This is a genomic window from Mongoliitalea sp. (genome assembly GCF_054166905.1).
Genome location: NZ_JBSZCK010000035.1, coordinates 66,793 through 82,884, shown reverse-complemented (window position 1 = coordinate 82,884; position 16,092 = coordinate 66,793). Strand labels below are relative to the sequence as shown.

Sequence of the window (16,092 nt, the reverse complement as noted above, 5' to 3'; positions counted from 1 at the left end):
CTCATGAAAAAAATAGCCATCTTCCCAGGTTCATTTGACCCATACACCAATGGACATCATGACATTGTCGTAAGAGGACTCAAAATGTTTGATGAAATCATCATTGGCATTGGCTACAATTCATCCAAAAAGAATCGTTATTTCGATATCGACCTTATGGTTCAAAAGATTGAGTCAGTTTATACTGATGAACCTCGAGTAAAAGTGATGGTCTATGATGAGCTTACCTCAAGCTTAGCCAAGAAGACAGGGGCTGATTTTTTACTTCGTGGATTGAGAAACACCACAGACTTTGAGTATGAAAACACCATTTCTCAAATGAATCGCAAACTGAAAGATGGCTTAGAGACTGTTTTTCTCATTACCTCTCCACAATATTCGGCAATTACTTCTACGATCATTCGAGAGGTACACAAGTTTGGTATTAATGTAAATGAATACCTTCCTTATCCTCTAGAAGTCTGATCAAGCTTTAACTTTCAAAAATTTCTTGTAGAGATACCTCATAGACGGGTATGAATTGACTAAGGCTGTCTTGGCGTCCTGATGATTCAGCCAACGAACTTCTTCTATACCCTCCTCTTTCTGTGCTTTAAGCCCTAGGTCTGAAATCAGGTCCATCTCATACCAATACGTTTTCTTTAAAATACTCTTTCTGTTATGCGTATACGTATGCCAGGTCTTACAAATTTTCCTCGTTATCCGTACTTTTACACCGCATTCCTCCTCTACCTCCCGTAAAGCACACGCTTCAGGACTTTCCCCCTTATCGAATTTCCCTTTCGGTAAATCCCATTTCCCTAAGCGAAAAATAAACAATACTTTATCCTTTTTTGTCACTACTCCTCCAGCTGCCTTGATGACCGTAAACCTGCTTTTTACAAATGCTTTCAACTCCTCTACATTGTTGGAAACTATCGTTACTGAATCGAGATTTTTCAACTTTCGTGTTCGAAGGATGTATAAGAGTCGAATGATAAAATCTTTCGAAGGATTGGTAATCAATACATCATCAGATAAATCCGTAGCATGTGGTAATTCTGTCGGTGCCTCAAAAATACACTCAAAGGTGCGATCCGTGGGAAACTCCACTGGGCTGATCAGATCAAGTGGCTTATCATTGACAAAAATCTTCATAGAGTAAGTTCGCTTGGGTTCAAATTTGATAAAACCAAAATTGCATAAAAAAATCATCTGCTCACAATACCTAAGAAAAATTTATCGCTTAATTTTGGTTCATGGAAATTTTCAATAAAAGTATTGCTGCCGAAGTAGCTTCCAAACTCCTAGAAATAGAAGCCATTAGACTTCAGCCAGAAAAACCATTCACTTGGGCATCCGGATGGAAATCTCCCATCTACTGCGACAACAGGTTATCCCTATCCTACCCTGCCATTCGCTCAGTCATCAAAAATCACCTTTGCTCAATTCTTAAAGAACGATTTACAGCAGCAGAATGCATCGCAGGTGTGGCCACAGCGGGTATTCCTCAAGGTGCACTGATTGCTGATGCTTTGGATTTACCCTTTTTGTATGTAAGATCTAAGCCCAAGGGTCATGGGATGGAAAATATGATCGAAGGAAAAGTTACTCCAGGTCAAAAAGTCGTAGTTGTAGAAGATTTGGTCTCTACAGGAGGTTCTTCACTGAAAGCTGTTCAAGACCTGAGAAATGCTGGATTTGAGGTATTGGGGATGGTAGCTATCTTTACTTATGGATTTGAAGTAGCCAAGGAAAGCTTCGCAGCAGCAGAGGTTCCCTTGATCTGTCTAAGCGATTATTCCTCCATGTTGCCACAAGCACTAGCCAATGATTATATCAATGATGAGACTTTAGCCTCCTTGGTAGAATGGAGAAAAGACCCAACCATTTGGCAGCCAAGACCATAAAAAAAGAGACCAAATTGGTCTCTTTTTTTATGAACGATCACCGTAATGATCTTCATAATATTTCTGATAATTGCCTGAGGTCACATTCTCTAACCAGGACTCGTTGTTAAGATACCAATCAATTGTTTTTTCGATACCTTCTTCAAATTGCAAACTTGGCTCCCAGCCCAACTCGGACTGAATCTTGCTAGCATCGATTGCATATCGCAAATCATGGCCTGCACGGTCCTTCACGAAGGTGATGAGTTGTTCGGATGTTCCTGCTGCTCTACCTAATTTTTCATCCATTTTTTGACACAATAAGCGTACGATGTCGATATTTTTCCATTCGTTAAACCCACCAATATTGTAAGTTTCTCCTGATTTCCCTTGATGGAAAACTACATCAATAGCGCGAGCATGATCTACTACATACAACCAATCTCTGACGTTTTCACCTTTCCCGTAAACAGGAAGCGGTTTGTTATTTCGAATATTATGAATGCATAAAGGAATCAATTTCTCAGGAAACTGATTGGGACCATAATTATTCGAACAATTAGTGATAACAGTCCTTAATTTGTATGTATTGGCATAAGCCCTTACAAAGTGGTCTGAAGATGCTTTTGAAGCAGAATAAGGAGACTGAGGATCATAGGGAGTAGTCTCCAAAAAGAAGCCTCCATGATCTAAGGAACCGTATACTTCATCCGTAGAAACATGATAGAACAGATGCGTAGCATAATCTTTCCAATAAGCCTTTGCAGCATTCAATAGATTCACCGTTCCGATAATATTGGTTTTAACGAAAGCCAATGGATCTGTGATTGATCTATCCACATGAGATTCCGCAGCTAAATGAATCACATCTGTAATCTCGTGCGTTTCAAATACCCGCTTAAGCTCGGCTTCATCCAAGATATCTACTTTTTCAAATATATAATTTGGACTGTCCTCTATGGATTTGAGATTTTCGAGATTACCAGCGTAGGTCAAGCAGTCAAGATTGACAATTTTATATTCAGGATACTTGCTGACAAATAACTGTACCACATGACAGCCTATAAATCCAGCGCCTCCAGTGATTAGAATACTTTTCTTCATCGGGTTAAAGCTCTACTTTATAAAACTCTTTGTACCACTCAACAAATTTCGCTACCCCCTCTTCCACGGAAGTATCTGGCTTGTAGCCAGTATCACGCATCAAGTCGGTGACATCGGCAAAAGTTGCTGGTACATCCCCAGCTTGGAGAGGAAGCATATTCTTTACCGCTACTTTACCCAGTGCTTTTTCTAAGGCACCGATATAATCCATTAACTCCACTGGCTGAGAGTTTCCGATGTTATAGATTTTGTAAGGTGCATAAGAGCTTCCCGGATCAGGATCTGCACCGGTCCAAGATTCATTTTTTCTCGCAGGTCTATCTGCTACTCGAATAATGCCCTCCACGATATCATCTACGAAGGTAAAATCCCTCTTCATTTTTCCATGATTAAACACATCTATCGGCTGCCCCTTGGTGATGGCTTCAATAAATAAAAATAAAGCCATATCCGGTCTTCCCCAAGGTCCATATACGGTAAAAAATCTTAATCCTGTCGTTGGTAGATTAAATAAGTTACTATATGTATGCGCCATTAGTTCATTAGACTTTTTGGACGCAGCGTAGAGACTCAGCGGGTGATCTACATTGTCGGAAGTGGAGAAAGGCATGGTTTCATTGGCACCGTATACCGAACTAGAAGAAGCGTAAACCAAATGCTTCACATCATGGTGTCTGCAACCTTCCAAAATATTGATAAAGCCCACAATATTTGACTCTGCGTATGCACCAGGATTGATTAGCGAGTAGCGAACACCAGCCTGTGCTGCAAGATTGATGACTATATCAAACTTCTCTTCTTCAAAAAGTTTCATCATCCCTTCCTTATCAGCCAAATCCAACCTCACAAATGTATAGTTCGGATTTGTCGATGAAACAGCCCTTTTATTGGCCAAAACCTCCTCTTTGTCAATTCCGGCATAAGCCAATCGTGCAAATTTAAGGTTGACGTCATAATAGTCGTTAATCACATCTAATCCAACAACTGTTTCACCTCTCGCTAAAAGTTTATTGGCAACATGAAAACCAATAAATCCGGCTGTACCGGTCACTAAATATTTCATATAGTTTTTCTTATAAAATTATTCCTATTCACAAATAAAAAGAAAATGCCCGTAATTTCCTTTTAAAAAACAGATTATTCAGCAAGTTGATTGTAAGGAACTAATCGCTCATATTCTTTCAAATACAATTGCTGAATCGTTCTTCGCTCATACTTTTCTATAACCTCTTTATACAGTTCGTCAGCCAAGCCTTGCATGTAGTCCCGCTTCACATAGGCAAACTCCAATCCCTGTTTCAAAGTGTCCACATCTTTAGCAGGAAAAACAAGCCCTGTTTTACGATTTTCTATAATATCAATATTTCCCGGGATGTCTGAACACAAAATTGGTAATTGCATGGCAGCCGCCTCCAATAATACATTGGGAAAGCCTTCCCGGTGAGAGGCATGCACCAATACATCTGCAAGTGCCATGTAATGGGGTACATGATCTGTCCAATCAATCTGAATAATCTTAGGATGGTCATTGATCTTACGCATGATTTCATCCGAAATCGGGTTTAATTCCTGCTCAAAGGCCCCCAGCAAAACTAACTTGGAATACTTGATAATCTGTGACTGTAAAAATGCCTCTACCAATTCCTCAATCCCTTTGTCTTTGACCAGTCTTCCGACGGAAAGAATGATAAACTCATTTTCTCCAGGTGTCATACGCATGGTAGCAGCGATCAAGTGATTTTCTGCTAAGGCATTTCTGCTAAACTTTTCCAGATCTATTCCATTGGAAGAACCATTTCCTATTACCTTAACTTTGCTGGCTGGAACCCAACCATTATCTACAATCATTTTTTGTAAGGAGTGTGCATTAGGCCAAATTTCAGTGGCGTACTTGTATGTCCACTTTTCTGCTCTTTCCAACAATGCCTTCTTGTTTTTACTGGCGGCCATGTGTGGCAAACCCGCCAATGTATGTATACGTACTTTCACTCCTGCTAAAGCACCTGCTACCATGGCTAATAAACCTGCCTTGGGGGTATGCGAATGGATAATGTCTGGCTTCTCTCTTTTAAATAATTTATACAATAACCACAGACAGTAGAGGTCATGAAAAGGCGTAATCTTCCTTGTAAAAGGGATAACCTCATGTCTGCATTCTTCTTTTTTAAGAACCTGAGAAAGTTCCTTGCCCTCAGCACTAACCATGAGTACATCCCACCCATGATCTTTCATGTAACGCATCTGACCGGAAAGGAGGAGTTTCAATGATAAGGGTACTGTCGTAAGGCGTATCAGCTTAGGCATTCCACGTATTTAAATTCAAAAACCCAAAGATAGGATTTTATGTAGTTTAAATCCCTACCTCGCAAAAATAAAACCAACTTTTCCTCAATCCTTTCTCAGCTTTAAAATAACGGCCACATACACTTCATCCTGCAATTTTTCTTTATTTTTTCGATAAAAATCGTGCACATTACCAGAGCGGATTTCTACTTTTTTGCCTAGGAACGAATCTGAATATGCTTTTAAAAATTCTCTCGAGTCCATGAAAAAACCTATTTCTTCCGAAGAAGTAATCCAAAATCGAAATCGAATGTTCAAACCATCTAAGTCATTTATAAAACTGTTGACTACTGACACTAACTCATCTTGATTAGTGAGATAAGCAAACTTAGTAGAAAAACCAGCTGTAAATGAAACCAAACCACCCGATCTATTCCAAACAGTACCAAATAAACCCCTTACATTCCCTGTTTCTTTGATGTAATCATTGAATTTGTAAACAGCTTCTGCTGGATAAGTATAAATAAGCCTCGTTTGATCATCGATATGATGCCTTCCAAAATGAAATGACAAGGAATCTTTCAAAAACCCCTGCTCATCAAATCTATACATCTCATTGGAATGGGATGGTATCAATACAATACTTTTATTTGAAGGAAAATCTTGGAAACCTCTTACTGAAGAACTAGGAACCGCATTCTCAAAGCCTTTCTTTACTTTGATGAAAAAATCTTCAGTTCCATCCTGCCCCACTCTTAAAAATTTATAACCTGTATCTTCAAAACCATTTTGAAAATAATACAATTCGTATCCGTCCCCTTCAAAATAATCATTCGAGCGATGTGCAAGTTTTCCTTGATCTACCAATTCCCCTTCCATTGAAAATCGAAGATATTTTTTTAAATAATTACAATGAATGACCAACTGATCATTTTTCACATAAAGCTGATCAATTAACATCCACTGTTCTGGACCTTCTCCATAATTCCGGAGTACCCGAAGTAAGTTACCTTTGCGATCATATTGAAAAACTGCTGCCCGTTCCCTACTTTCAACAAAGAAATATTCATCCGTCAAAACTGATTTATAAGCATTTACGATGGGTTCACCTTCGGGATAGTCCAAAAATAAATAGGATATCTCTTCAAAGTAGGTTGATAAAGGGACTTCAACGGCAGTATCCAAATCTACAGTAATCCCCTTATCCGAAACTGACTGCTTACACCCAAAATGAAGAAAACATACGCTGAGTAAGAGCCGAGATAATAACCAATATTTATTTGACATATCAGTAAAACTAAAATTTTATCAACTTTAAACCAAGAAAAAAGCCTAACTTTCCTATGTATTTCTCAAACCAACCAATGCTATGCTTCAAGATAAAACGATTGCCATCATCGGCTGCGGTAATCTAGGCCTTTCCATCGTCAATGGATTATTAGCTCAAAACGACTTTTTGCCGCAACAGCTACATGTGACCAAAAGAAATCCAAGTAATATTCTCTACTTACAAGATCTAGGTGTCCGTGTGCATAGCGACAATGTATTGGCAGCCAAAGAAGCTGATATTGTTATTTTAGGTGTAAAGCCCTATAATGTCAACAGTATATTGAAAGACATTCGTCCAGTGTTGGAGCCTTCTAAACAATTGATTGTTTCCTTGGCAACCGGTATCACTTTAGACGAAATGTTTGCAGTTTTACACCCTGCTAGCACTGCATTCCGAGCCATGCCAAATATTGCCGCTGATATTCAAGAATCAGTTACCTGTATCTGTGGAAGAAATGCCAACCCTACTTCTGAGGAGACCATCAAAGGTTTATTCAATAGCATCGGGTTCAGTATATCCATAGATGAGACTTTAATGGAAGCAGCCACTGTTTTGGGTGCTTGCGGTATTGCCTATGTTTTACGCTTTATGAGGGCTATGATTCAGGGTGGAATTCAAATAGGGTTTGATGCGAAAACTGCCTCCAAAATTGTCAATCAAACAGTCAAAGGAGCAGCTGAGCTGATGATTCAAAAAAATATGCATCCAGAAGAGGCTATTGACAAAGTCACCACTCCGAAGGGTTGCACAATCGTAGGACTCAATGAAATGGAGCACCAAGGGTTCTCAGCTGCTATGGTCCGTGGTGTTTTGGCTTCCTACCAGAAGATTGAAAAAAATTAAACCCGTACCTTATAAAAATACTCTCGGTCAAAAATGCGTGAATACACATAACGCGGCACCTGATCCTTATAAGGCAATAAGTCTCTAAATACCTCTTGCTGTGTGGCGTGCATTTCCATCATTTTTTCCAATGCTCCAAAATATGGTGTAGTCCTGATGGAAAAATCCGGTATAGGAAGTCCATTTCCTTCTTTGGGATAATTCCGCTGAAAACCAGGAGCTAACTGCAAAGCAACATAGATTTGTTTGGGTGAAAGCGTCACTTGAAAAAGCTGTTTTACTGAAAAATCTACCTTTCCGATATTGGATCGATAATAATTTTCCATTCCCTTGGATACCATTCGATGATCAGGGTGACCGTAAAGTCCAACAGAAGAGTCATAGGTGATGACATAATCTGGCTTGTATTTTTCGACCATTTCCTGAGCTACTCGTTCAAATAATTCTACCGGCAAATGCTTCAGACCACTATCCGGGTAATCGAAAATTTCCAATGACTTGGCATTGAGAAATGTAGCCACCTTTTCCATTTCCTTAGCTCGTGTATCGCCCAACTGTTCCTGGGTTACCAAATTACCAGTTGGTCCATTTTCACCTTTGGTTAAATACACCATGTATAACTCATGGCCTTCTTCTTTTAATAGGTTTAAGGTGCCTCCCACTGCAATTTCATCATCTGGATGAGCAAAAAACAAAAGAACTTTCTGAGGACTTGAATTCCCAAATAAGGTTTTCTGAACAGGTATTTCCGAATCATGTAACAAGGACCTTCCCCACCAAATGGTGCCATAGCTGATCCCAGCTACTACGAGCAAAGAGATGATTAATAAATTGATCAATAATCGCATTTGTCTTCGATTTATAAAAATGAAGCCCCTACTCGATTGATCAAGGATTGAGTGGCTAGTATCCCATCTACCTCTGATAGCTGATTTCCTTCATATTCTATTCCTATGTATCCAGTATACCCTGCATCCTTAACGATCCGAAGCATACGCTCAAAATCAGTTTCTATACAATTGCCGTTTTCATCAAAATCATAGCTTTTAGCACTTACTCCTTTGGCGAATGGCATCATTTCCTCAACACCCAAGTAGCGATCATATTCTTCTATACATTCACCTCCCAATTCTGATCCATTGGATCTCCGGATGCAAAAATTACCAAAATCAGGCAAGGTGCCACAATTATCCATACCTACGCCTTGAATTACATGTGCCAACCATTGACCATTGGAGGAATAACTCCCATGATTTTCAACAATCACATGGATATCGAATGGCTTGGCAAAGGTTGCCAAAGAACCTAGTCCATCTATGGCAGCAGATGCCACTTCTGCTTCCGTACCTCTTCCAAATGCATTAACACGGATGGAATGACATCCTAAAAACTGTGCAGCTTCCACCCATTTTTTATGATTTTGGACGGCTTCATTGCGGGAATTAGCATCTAGATCGCCTAAATACCCTTCCCCATCGACCATGATAAGTAAGCTTTTCACACCTTCATCCTGTGCCCTCTTTTTCATCTCGCTGAGATAAGAAAGATCCTTGGCCTTATCTTTAAAAAATGCATTCACATACTCCACTGCATCGATTCCAAATTCTTTTTTGGTAAAAGCTGCAAAATTCAAATTGTCCAATTCTCCAGCAAACAGCATTTTGTGCAAAGACCACTGTGCTAGGGAAATTTTGAAGAATGGATCTTTGGAAAGTTCTTCCATTACTTCCGAAGAAGTAGATTGTTGACAAGCTTGTAACAATAATGGGCTTACACTGGCGCTTAGCCCCAATAGCCCAATGGACTTCAGGAACGCCCTTCGGTTAGTTGGTGAGATCATCTGCATGTTTGGGATACTAATTTGGCGGAATTTAAAACAAAAAAGTCAGTTGAACGCTATGTTCAACTGACTTTTACTAGATAAACTTACTTTTTTTGAGGTTGAAGCCGCAAAAAAAAGATAATCTATTACGAATTATCTATTAGCATTTCTCAACTCTCTCATGTTGATTTGAGCCATTTCAAAACCAGGAGCCAGCTCCAAAGACTGCATGAATGCTGCTTGAGCTTCTTCTACATTTTTTTCAGCCATATAAACCAATCCCTTGAGGTTTAATGCAGCCGCTTTAATGCTTACTTCCTGTACACTTTCATCCGCTTTTGTAAAGTTCAACATTTCTGTTGAGGATTTTGCATCTCGAATAAGCATATTAGCTGAATTCAGGGCTTCTTCATATCTATCCAAAGAATACTGCATATATGCCGTCTTATACAAGGAAAATAAAGTACCTGTCAATAGATAATGAGATTCAAAGTATGGCATAGCACGATCCAATGCACCAATTTGCTCCAAGGAATAACCAGCAATTTCCAAGGCTGTTACATTTTTGTCATTTTTCTCTAACAAATCCATGGCTGCAACTGCGGCAGATGTAAACTGATTGGCATCAAAATATAAGGTCGCCAACAGTTCTTGGAAACGTAGATTGGTGGGATTTCTCTCGATCAACTCATATAGCTTCATTCTAGCCACAGGCAAATCATTGTAGCGCAAAGCCATTTGATACACACGCTGATCCGCTTCATTTCTCTTCCTATTGGATTCGGTATCTGCTTGTTGCTCCTGGGCAACCAACACCGTACTGCTGAGTAACAGCATTAAAGCTGATACAAGTAACTTCTTCATATGTTTTAATTGGTATTAAATGATTCCTTTTTGGGCAGCTAATTTATGCAATAGTTCCAATGCCGCAACTTTATTATTGTTAATTTGTCCTTCTAGGATGGCCTCTTTGATTTCTTCCTTCAATTCACCTACCAATCTTCCTGGAGGAATCTTGAAAATCTCCATGATTTCTTCTCCCGAAACAGGTGGCTGAAAATTGCGGACTTGATCTTTCTCTTCCACCTCAATGATCTTTTGTTCTACCTTGTCGAAGTTGGCAAGTATGCGTTGAACCTTGTTGTTGTTTTTGGAGGTGACGTCAGCCCGACACAATTTCATCAAATCATCAATGGCATCACCTGCATCAAACAACAGTCTTCGAACAGCCGAATCGGTTACTTTATCAGAAACCAACGCTATAGGACGTAGATGTAGTTTAACTAACTTTTGCACGTATTTCATCCGCTCATCCATAGGTAATTTCATTCGTCTGAAGATACCCGGAGTCATTCGGGCACCTTTATCCTCATGACCATGAAAGGTCCAGCCTACCTTTTCATTGAATCGCTTGGTGGCGGGCTTGCCAATATCGTGCATGATTGCTGCCCAACGGAGCCATAGATTATCAGTTGTCTGGCAAATATTATCCAATACTTGAAGCGTATGGTAGAAATTATCTTTGTGAGACTTATCTCCAACAGAATCCACCCCCTGTAATTCCACCATTTCAGGAAAAAACTCATGGAGCAATTTACCAGCAAAGAGCAACTTGAACCCATATGAGGGCTTAGGTGTCATGATGATCTTATTCAATTCATCAATGATACGCTCACCTGATATAATTTGTAAGCGGGAAGCACTCTGCATCAATGCATCAAAAGTATCCGGGTGGATATCAAAATTCAATTGTGTAGCAAAACGTATAGCGCGCATCATTCGCAAAGGATCATCCGAAAAAGTAATCATGGGATCCGTTGGGGTACGAATAATTTTTCTTCGGATATCTTTCAATCCATCAAAAGGGTCAATTAAAGCTCCAAAAGTACTTTTGTTGACCGATATGGCCATGGCATTGATGGTAAAGTCTCTCCGCTCCTGATCCTCAGCAAGCGTACCATCCTCTACCAATGGTTTACGGGAATCAGCCCGATAACTCTCCCTTCGAGCGCCTACAAATTCAATCTCATAATCATCCAAACGGATATTGGCCGTACCAAAATTCTTAAAAACAGATAGAGGCACATGTTGGGAATAACTGCCAGCAACTTGCTCCGCCAGTGCTATACCAGAACCAACGCATACAAAATCAATATCCTTACATGGTCTGCCCATGATAAAATCACGCACATAGCCCCCTACCACATAGGTCTCCAAGCCCATTTTGTCGGCTATCTCTCCTACCCTCGCAAATATTTCATGGGATTGAAGTGCTTCTTGATAATTCATCCACGGATTATTTTTATATCACCATCAGGCCCCAAAAACATTTCTTTCGTATTCGGACTCAGTAAAGGGAAAAACTCCTTTTGTTGAAAATCGCCTTTCTCTGCTTTTACAAACTGTACTATCAGTGGCTGCCCAAATGCAAATAACAAACGGTTCCAAACATCACTTTTGATCAGGGCAAATTTAACATATCCATCTTGCTGTGGCCCAGTTTTCAAAAGTCGACTCACGGTGGTATGATAAATCGTAGGTTTGGTTGCATACTCCACGATGTCAAGTGATACCTCAGAAAACTGCTCGGCAATACTTCTGATCTGAAATGTCTCGAATAACAAAAAGATACCCGAATTATCATCCTTGGCAGCATCCCAAGAGGACATGCTGATGAGTTCCAATACTTTTCCATTTCCTTCCTGTATAGAAACTCTACCGTTTTGTTTTAGGACAGCAACTACTTCTTTTATATCCACAACCTTTTTTTTGACAAAAATAGAAGATATCCACGGAAGCTACGGCATTTTTTGTCCATTAATCATCAAAAGACCTACAATTCAAGCTTCCCAAAAATAAAATCTACTGCCATTTGTGCGTGCAACTGTGTGGTAGATATCAAGCGAATAGGGCTTTCTTCTTGGGTAATTAATAGTGGCAACTCGGTACATCCCAAAATCACTCCATCAGCCCCAGCTACTGCTAAAGACTGAATCTGCTCCAAGTAAAAAGCCTTAGACTCCACCGAAAATATTCCTTGGGTCAACTCAGTGGAAATATAATGATGGGATTGGGTAATCACTTCCTCGGCAGGAACTATGGTCTCCATTCCGAATTTTTCATGTAAGTAATCTGGAATAAAACTACCCTTGGAGGTCGGTTTATTGGCTAATAAGCCCAAGCGCTTAAGTCCATGTGAAGCGGCTTCTCTACCTATGGCTTCTGCGATATGTAAAATCGGAATCGTGATTTTTGGTTGCACATACTTATAGACCATATGCGGGGTATTCGCACAGATAAGAATAGCCTCAGCTCCGGCACATTCCAACTTATGAGCTATCTCCAGATAGGTTTTATTGATTTTGGGAATATCCTGTTCCCGCATCAACTGAATATTTTGACTGTAAATCAGCAGATTGGGATTTTGGGAAGGGTCCAAAAATTGGGATGCATATTCATGAATCAACCTGTAATATTCAATGGTGGAATGCCAAGATGTTCCCCCAATAAGTCCTAGTGTTTTCATAGGTGAAAAATACGACTGTCCGTTGCATTTAACTAGTGACAAATATTACAAACCAAAAGCGTGATTTTTAAAAAAGCCACGGTTGACTGAGAATAATCAATTACCTTTGTCTCTTCACTAATCTAACATCAATTTTCATGAAATTCTTTATTGATACGGCTAACCTTGACGAAATCAGGGAAGCATATGACCTTGGGGTATTGGATGGCGTTACAACCAACCCTTCATTGATGGCCAAAGAGGGCATCTCAGGAGATGAGCGTGTAAAAGCCCATTACAAAGCTATCTGTGACATTGTAGATGACAATGTTAGTGCTGAGGTTATTGCTACCGATTTTGAAGGCATGATCAGAGAAGGCAAGGAATTGGCTAAAATCGATGACAAAATCGTGGTCAAAATCCCTATGATCAAAGACGGAGTGAAAGCTATCAAACAATTTCATTCAGAAGGTATCCGCACCAATTGTACATTGATTTTCGGCCCAGGGCAGGCATTAGTTGCCGCAAAAGCAGGAGCTACCTACGTTTCTCCATTTGTAGGAAGATTGGATGATATTTCCTATGATGGTTTGGAGCTAATCGATCAGATTGTCCAAATTTACCAAAACTATGGCTATGCCACTCAAGTATTGGCAGCTTCCATCCGTCACACCATGCACTTGATCAAATGTGCAGAAATCGGTGCTGATGTAGCCACATGCCCATTGAAAGTCATCACCGGATTATTAAAACATCCTTTAACAGATTCAGGTCTAGCCACGTTCTTGGCCGACCATGCGAAAGCAGCCGGTAAATAAAACAAAATCGGGAACATGAACGTTTTTCATGTTCCCGGTTGTTATTCCCCGAAGACAGTAGATATGTACATAATCAAGGTAAAAGGAAAAGCCAAAATTCCGGACTACATACAAATCAGAGATGAAAACTTCGTCTTGGTAGCCTACTTTAGGGCGGATAGACCCATGAAAAATATGGAAAAATTTGGCCTTGAAGGCAAAGAGGAAGCCTTGGAAGCGCTAATTAAAGAGATGCCATTCGGAAAACTCCAAAAACTTAGCTTGTAACATGATTTTTAATTCTGAGCCCATCATTCAAGTAAGGGAAGCACATATTTTTCAAGGACTGGATGCAGTTCTTCAAAATGTTTCATTCACCATTGAGAAAGATGAATTTGTTTTCCTCATTGGAAGAACTGGTAGTGGAAAAAGCTCTTTATTGAAAACGCTATACGCAGATCTAGAACTAAAGATGGGCAAGGCAGAAATTGTGGGTTTTCAACTTGCCAACATCAAAAAAAAGGATGTTCCTTATCTTAGAAGAAAGCTTGGAATCGTATTTCAGGATTTTCAATTATTCCCTGATCGAACGGTAGCTGACAACCTATTCTTCGTCATGAAAGCTACAGGTTGGAAAGATAAGACGGCCATGAAAGACCGCATGATCGAAGTCTTGATGCGAGTCGGACTTGCGGATGCTGCCACTAAAATGCCTCATCAACTTTCTGGTGGAGAGCAGCAGCGAGTGGTGATTGCACGAGCCTTAATCAATAAGCCTTCTATTTTATTGGCAGATGAACCAACAGGTAATTTAGACCCTGATGTAGCAGAGGGAATCTTTCAACTTTTTACTGAAATCAATCAACAAGGAACTGCCATTCTTATGGCGACGCACAATCACGACCTCCTGAGAAAATATCCCTACAGAGTATTGAAGTGCGAAAAAGGCAAATTACTGGACAGTAAAAAAGACGATATTTCTATCAATACTTCGTACTGATTTTATTTCACTCCATTAACTGTCATTTTGTCCGATTTTTATTAATTTTGCAAGCTCAAATACAGTATTCATGGAAAACATTATCAAAGATATAGATATCATCAGTCCTGATGAGGCGCAGGCCTGTGATTTTAAGACTACTACTGAAGAAAACACCGGTAAATCCAAAAAGCTTTACATAGAATCCTATGGCTGTCAGATGAATTTTTCGGATTCCGAAATCGTGGCATCCATCATGAAAGATAATGGCTTTGACACCACTTCGGACTATGAACAAGCAGATGTCATTTTTTTGAATACCTGTTCCATCCGGGAGAAAGCCGAACAAACTGTACGTAAGCGATTAAGTAATTTCAATGCTGTCAAAAAACAAAAGCCTGAGCTAACAATCGGGGTTTTAGGCTGTATGGCTGAGCGCTTGAAGGACAAGCTCTTGGAAGAGGAGAAAATCGTAGACGTGGTGGTAGGGCCTGATGCTTACCGTGACTTACCCAACTTGGTTGCATCCGCCGAAGAAGGTAACAAAGGCGTCAACACCTTCCTTTCCAGAGAAGAAACCTATGCCGATATCGCTCCCGTAAGGTTGAACTCTAACGGCGTAACGGCATTTATCTCCATCATGAGAGGTTGTGACAATATGTGCTCCTTCTGCGTCGTTCCATTTACCCGCGGTAGAGAGCGAAGCAGAGACCCTCATTCTATTGTACAGGAAGCCAAAGAACTATTTGAAAACGGTTATCGTGAGGTGACTTTACTAGGCCAAAATGTAGACTCTTACAAATGGTCTCCAGAAGAGAACAACAAAGCACGATTGAATAAGAAAGAGGAGGAAGTTTCTACTGTAATCAACTTTGCCAATTTATTGGAAATGGTGGCTCAGGTCAGTCCTTTACTGAGAATTCGTTTCTCTACCTCTCATCCGAAGGATATTACAGATGAAGTTTTGTACACCATGAAAAAATACAATAACATCTGCAAATACATCCATCTACCGGTTCAGAGTGGAAATTCCCGGGTATTGGAGATGATGAACCGAACCTATGACCGTGAATGGTATTTGGACAGAGTGCGTGCTATTCGTGAGATTTTGGGGGAAGAATGTGGCATTTCATCCGATATGATTGCAGGCTTCTGCACCGAGACAGAAGAAGAACATCAAGATACCCTGACGTTGATGGATATTGTAAAGTATGATTTCTCCTACATGTTTTTCTATTCCGAAAGACCAGGGACATTGGCTGCAAAAAAATATGCAGACGATATCCCATTGGATGTTAAAAAGCGTAGACTTGCTGAAATCATCGAAAAGCAAGCAGCTCTATCCTTAGAAAGAAATAAGCTGGATTTGGGAAAGGTCCAGGAAATTTTAATCGAAGGTACTTCCAAGCGATCGGAAGAACAATTGAAAGGAAGGAATTCTGCCAATAAAGTAGTCATTATTCCAAATGATGGCAGGCTGAAAAAGGGGGACTATGCAAAGGTATTGATACAGGATTGTTCAGCAGCCACCCTTTTTGGTGAAATAGTCGCTTAATCCTAC

Annotated in this window: 18 protein-coding genes; 7 read left to right on the top strand and 11 right to left on the bottom strand. The window is 40.0% G+C overall.

All coding sequences use genetic code 11. The annotated features are described in order from the left end of the window. Positions 1-3: 3 nt before the first annotated feature. Positions 4-465, top strand: a complete 462-nt coding sequence (gene coaD / locus ACXIUD_RS13250) for a pantetheine-phosphate adenylyltransferase (RefSeq protein ID WP_458053122.1) — start codon at positions 4-6, stop codon at positions 463-465. Here coaD and ACXIUD_RS13245 read toward each other — a convergent pair whose 3' ends face one another. Continuing rightward, positions 466-1,137, bottom strand: a complete 672-nt coding sequence (locus tag ACXIUD_RS13245) for an NUDIX hydrolase (protein ID WP_458053121.1) — start codon at positions 1,135-1,137, stop codon at positions 466-468. It abuts the gene before it with no gap. Between the two features lie 101 nt (positions 1,138-1,238). On the opposite strand from ACXIUD_RS13245, the gene pyrE reads away from it, so the two are divergent. Further along, positions 1,239-1,889, top strand: a complete 651-nt coding sequence (gene pyrE, locus ACXIUD_RS13240) for an orotate phosphoribosyltransferase (protein WP_458053120.1) — start codon at positions 1,239-1,241, stop codon at positions 1,887-1,889. Between the two features lie 27 nt (positions 1,890-1,916). Here the strand turns inward: pyrE and rfbB are convergent, their stop codons facing one another. The 4 genes from rfbB to ACXIUD_RS13220 form a co-directional block, all read right to left on the bottom strand. After that, entirely contained in the window at positions 1,917-2,972 is a 1,056-nt protein-coding gene (rfbB, locus tag ACXIUD_RS13235) for a dTDP-glucose 4,6-dehydratase (protein ID WP_458053119.1), read from the bottom strand. A 4-nt stretch (positions 2,973-2,976) separates the two neighbouring features. Continuing rightward, entirely contained in the window at positions 2,977-4,035 is a 1,059-nt protein-coding gene (locus tag ACXIUD_RS13230) for an NAD-dependent epimerase (RefSeq protein ID WP_458053118.1), read from the bottom strand. Between the two features lie 74 nt (positions 4,036-4,109). Continuing rightward, the gene (locus ACXIUD_RS13225; RefSeq protein WP_458053117.1) at positions 4,110-5,276 is read right to left on the bottom strand and encodes a glycosyltransferase family 4 protein; all 1,167 of its coding nucleotides are present in this window, start codon (positions 5,274-5,276) and stop codon (positions 4,110-4,112) included. A gap of 84 nt (positions 5,277-5,360) precedes the next feature. After that, positions 5,361-6,542, bottom strand: a complete 1,182-nt coding sequence (locus tag ACXIUD_RS13220) for a 6-bladed beta-propeller (protein ID WP_458053116.1) — start codon at positions 6,540-6,542, stop codon at positions 5,361-5,363. Between the two features lie 82 nt (positions 6,543-6,624). On the opposite strand from ACXIUD_RS13220, the gene proC reads away from it, so the two are divergent. Further along, positions 6,625-7,428 carry a pyrroline-5-carboxylate reductase gene (gene proC / locus ACXIUD_RS13215; RefSeq protein ID WP_458053115.1) on the top strand — a complete coding sequence of 268 codons (804 nt, stop codon included), beginning with the start codon at positions 6,625-6,627 and terminating at the stop codon, positions 7,426-7,428. Here the strand turns inward: proC and ACXIUD_RS13210 are convergent. The 6 genes from ACXIUD_RS13210 to ACXIUD_RS13185 form a co-directional block, all read right to left on the bottom strand. Then, a complete protein-coding gene (locus ACXIUD_RS13210; RefSeq protein ID WP_458053114.1) occupies positions 7,425-8,276 on the bottom strand; it encodes a PIG-L deacetylase family protein in 852 nt (283 codons plus the stop codon). The genes proC and ACXIUD_RS13210 overlap by 4 nt on opposite strands. Before the next feature lie 11 nt (positions 8,277-8,287). Then, positions 8,288-9,274: a sugar phosphate isomerase/epimerase family protein gene (locus ACXIUD_RS13205; RefSeq protein ID WP_458053113.1), complete on the bottom strand. Its 987-nt coding sequence runs from the start codon at positions 9,272-9,274 to the stop codon at positions 8,288-8,290. 129 nt (positions 9,275-9,403) lie between these two features. Further along, a complete protein-coding gene (locus tag ACXIUD_RS13200; protein ID WP_458053112.1) occupies positions 9,404-10,114 on the bottom strand; it encodes a tetratricopeptide repeat protein in 711 nt (236 codons plus the stop codon). A 15-nt stretch (positions 10,115-10,129) separates the two neighbouring features. After that, complete coding sequence (locus ACXIUD_RS13195) at positions 10,130-11,539, bottom strand: CCA tRNA nucleotidyltransferase (protein ID WP_458053111.1); 1,410 nt, start codon at positions 11,537-11,539, stop codon at positions 10,130-10,132. Beyond that, a complete protein-coding gene (locus tag ACXIUD_RS13190) occupies positions 11,536-12,009 on the bottom strand; it encodes a hypothetical protein (protein ID WP_458053110.1) in 474 nt (157 codons plus the stop codon). Before ACXIUD_RS13190 ends, ACXIUD_RS13195 begins: the two co-directional genes overlap by 4 nt. Positions 12,010-12,083: 74 nt before the next feature. Continuing rightward, a complete protein-coding gene (locus ACXIUD_RS13185) occupies positions 12,084-12,776 on the bottom strand; it encodes an aspartate/glutamate racemase family protein (RefSeq protein WP_458053109.1) in 693 nt (230 codons plus the stop codon). A 137-nt stretch (positions 12,777-12,913) separates the two neighbouring features. On the opposite strand from ACXIUD_RS13185, the gene fsa reads away from it, so the two are divergent. From fsa to miaB, 4 genes are all read left to right on the top strand, one after another. Beyond that, the gene (fsa, locus tag ACXIUD_RS13180) at positions 12,914-13,573 is read left to right on the top strand and encodes a fructose-6-phosphate aldolase (RefSeq protein ID WP_458053108.1); all 660 of its coding nucleotides are present in this window, start codon (positions 12,914-12,916) and stop codon (positions 13,571-13,573) included. 63 nt (positions 13,574-13,636) lie between these two features. Beyond that, the gene (locus ACXIUD_RS13175; protein ID WP_458053147.1) at positions 13,637-13,840 is read left to right on the top strand and encodes a fructose-6-phosphate aldolase; all 204 of its coding nucleotides are present in this window, start codon (positions 13,637-13,639) and stop codon (positions 13,838-13,840) included. Position 13,841: 1 nt separating this feature from the next. Next, positions 13,842-14,552 carry a cell division ATP-binding protein FtsE gene (locus ACXIUD_RS13170; RefSeq protein WP_458053107.1) on the top strand — a complete coding sequence of 237 codons (711 nt, stop codon included), beginning with the start codon at positions 13,842-13,844 and terminating at the stop codon, positions 14,550-14,552. A gap of 70 nt (positions 14,553-14,622) precedes the next feature. Then, positions 14,623-16,086 (top strand): tRNA (N6-isopentenyl adenosine(37)-C2)-methylthiotransferase MiaB, encoded by a 1,464-nt coding sequence (miaB, locus tag ACXIUD_RS13165; RefSeq protein WP_458053106.1) that lies wholly within the window; start codon positions 14,623-14,625, stop codon positions 16,084-16,086. Positions 16,087-16,092 lie beyond the last annotated feature (6 nt).

Bases quoted from the DNA above. Each gene is read 5' to 3' on its own strand.
- ACXIUD_RS13220 (WP_458053116.1), bottom strand. From the start codon at position 6,542: ATGTCAAATAAATATTGGTTATTATCTCGGCTCTTACTCAGCGTATGT.
- ACXIUD_RS13245 (WP_458053121.1), bottom strand. From the start codon at position 1,137: ATGAAGATTTTTGTCAATGATAAGCCACTTGATCTGATCAGCCCAGTG.
- ACXIUD_RS13185 (WP_458053109.1), bottom strand. From the start codon at position 12,776: ATGAAAACACTAGGACTTATTGGGGGAACATCTTGGCATTCCACCATT.
- ACXIUD_RS13230 (WP_458053118.1), bottom strand. From the start codon at position 4,035: ATGAAATATTTAGTGACCGGTACAGCCGGATTTATTGGTTTTCATGTT.
- coaD (WP_458053122.1), top strand. From the start codon at position 4: ATGAAAAAAATAGCCATCTTCCCAGGTTCATTTGACCCATACACCAAT.
- ACXIUD_RS13195 (WP_458053111.1), bottom strand. From the start codon at position 11,539: ATGAATTATCAAGAAGCACTTCAATCCCATGAAATATTTGCGAGGGTA.
- pyrE (WP_458053120.1), top strand. From the start codon at position 1,239: ATGGAAATTTTCAATAAAAGTATTGCTGCCGAAGTAGCTTCCAAACTC.
- ACXIUD_RS13210 (WP_458053114.1), bottom strand. From the start codon at position 8,276: ATGCGATTATTGATCAATTTATTAATCATCTCTTTGCTCGTAGTAGCT.
- fsa (WP_458053108.1), top strand. From the start codon at position 12,914: ATGAAATTCTTTATTGATACGGCTAACCTTGACGAAATCAGGGAAGCA.
- ACXIUD_RS13200 (WP_458053112.1), bottom strand. From the start codon at position 10,114: ATGAAGAAGTTACTTGTATCAGCTTTAATGCTGTTACTCAGCAGTACG.
- ACXIUD_RS13225 (WP_458053117.1), bottom strand. From the start codon at position 5,276: ATGCCTAAGCTGATACGCCTTACGACAGTACCCTTATCATTGAAACTC.
- miaB (WP_458053106.1), top strand. From the start codon at position 14,623: ATGGAAAACATTATCAAAGATATAGATATCATCAGTCCTGATGAGGCG.
- rfbB (WP_458053119.1), bottom strand. From the start codon at position 2,972: ATGAAGAAAAGTATTCTAATCACTGGAGGCGCTGGATTTATAGGCTGT.
- proC (WP_458053115.1), top strand. From the start codon at position 6,625: ATGCTTCAAGATAAAACGATTGCCATCATCGGCTGCGGTAATCTAGGC.
- ACXIUD_RS13205 (WP_458053113.1), bottom strand. From the start codon at position 9,274: ATGCAGATGATCTCACCAACTAACCGAAGGGCGTTCCTGAAGTCCATT.
- ACXIUD_RS13175 (WP_458053147.1), top strand. From the start codon at position 13,637: ATGTACATAATCAAGGTAAAAGGAAAAGCCAAAATTCCGGACTACATA.
- ACXIUD_RS13170 (WP_458053107.1), top strand. From the start codon at position 13,842: ATGATTTTTAATTCTGAGCCCATCATTCAAGTAAGGGAAGCACATATT.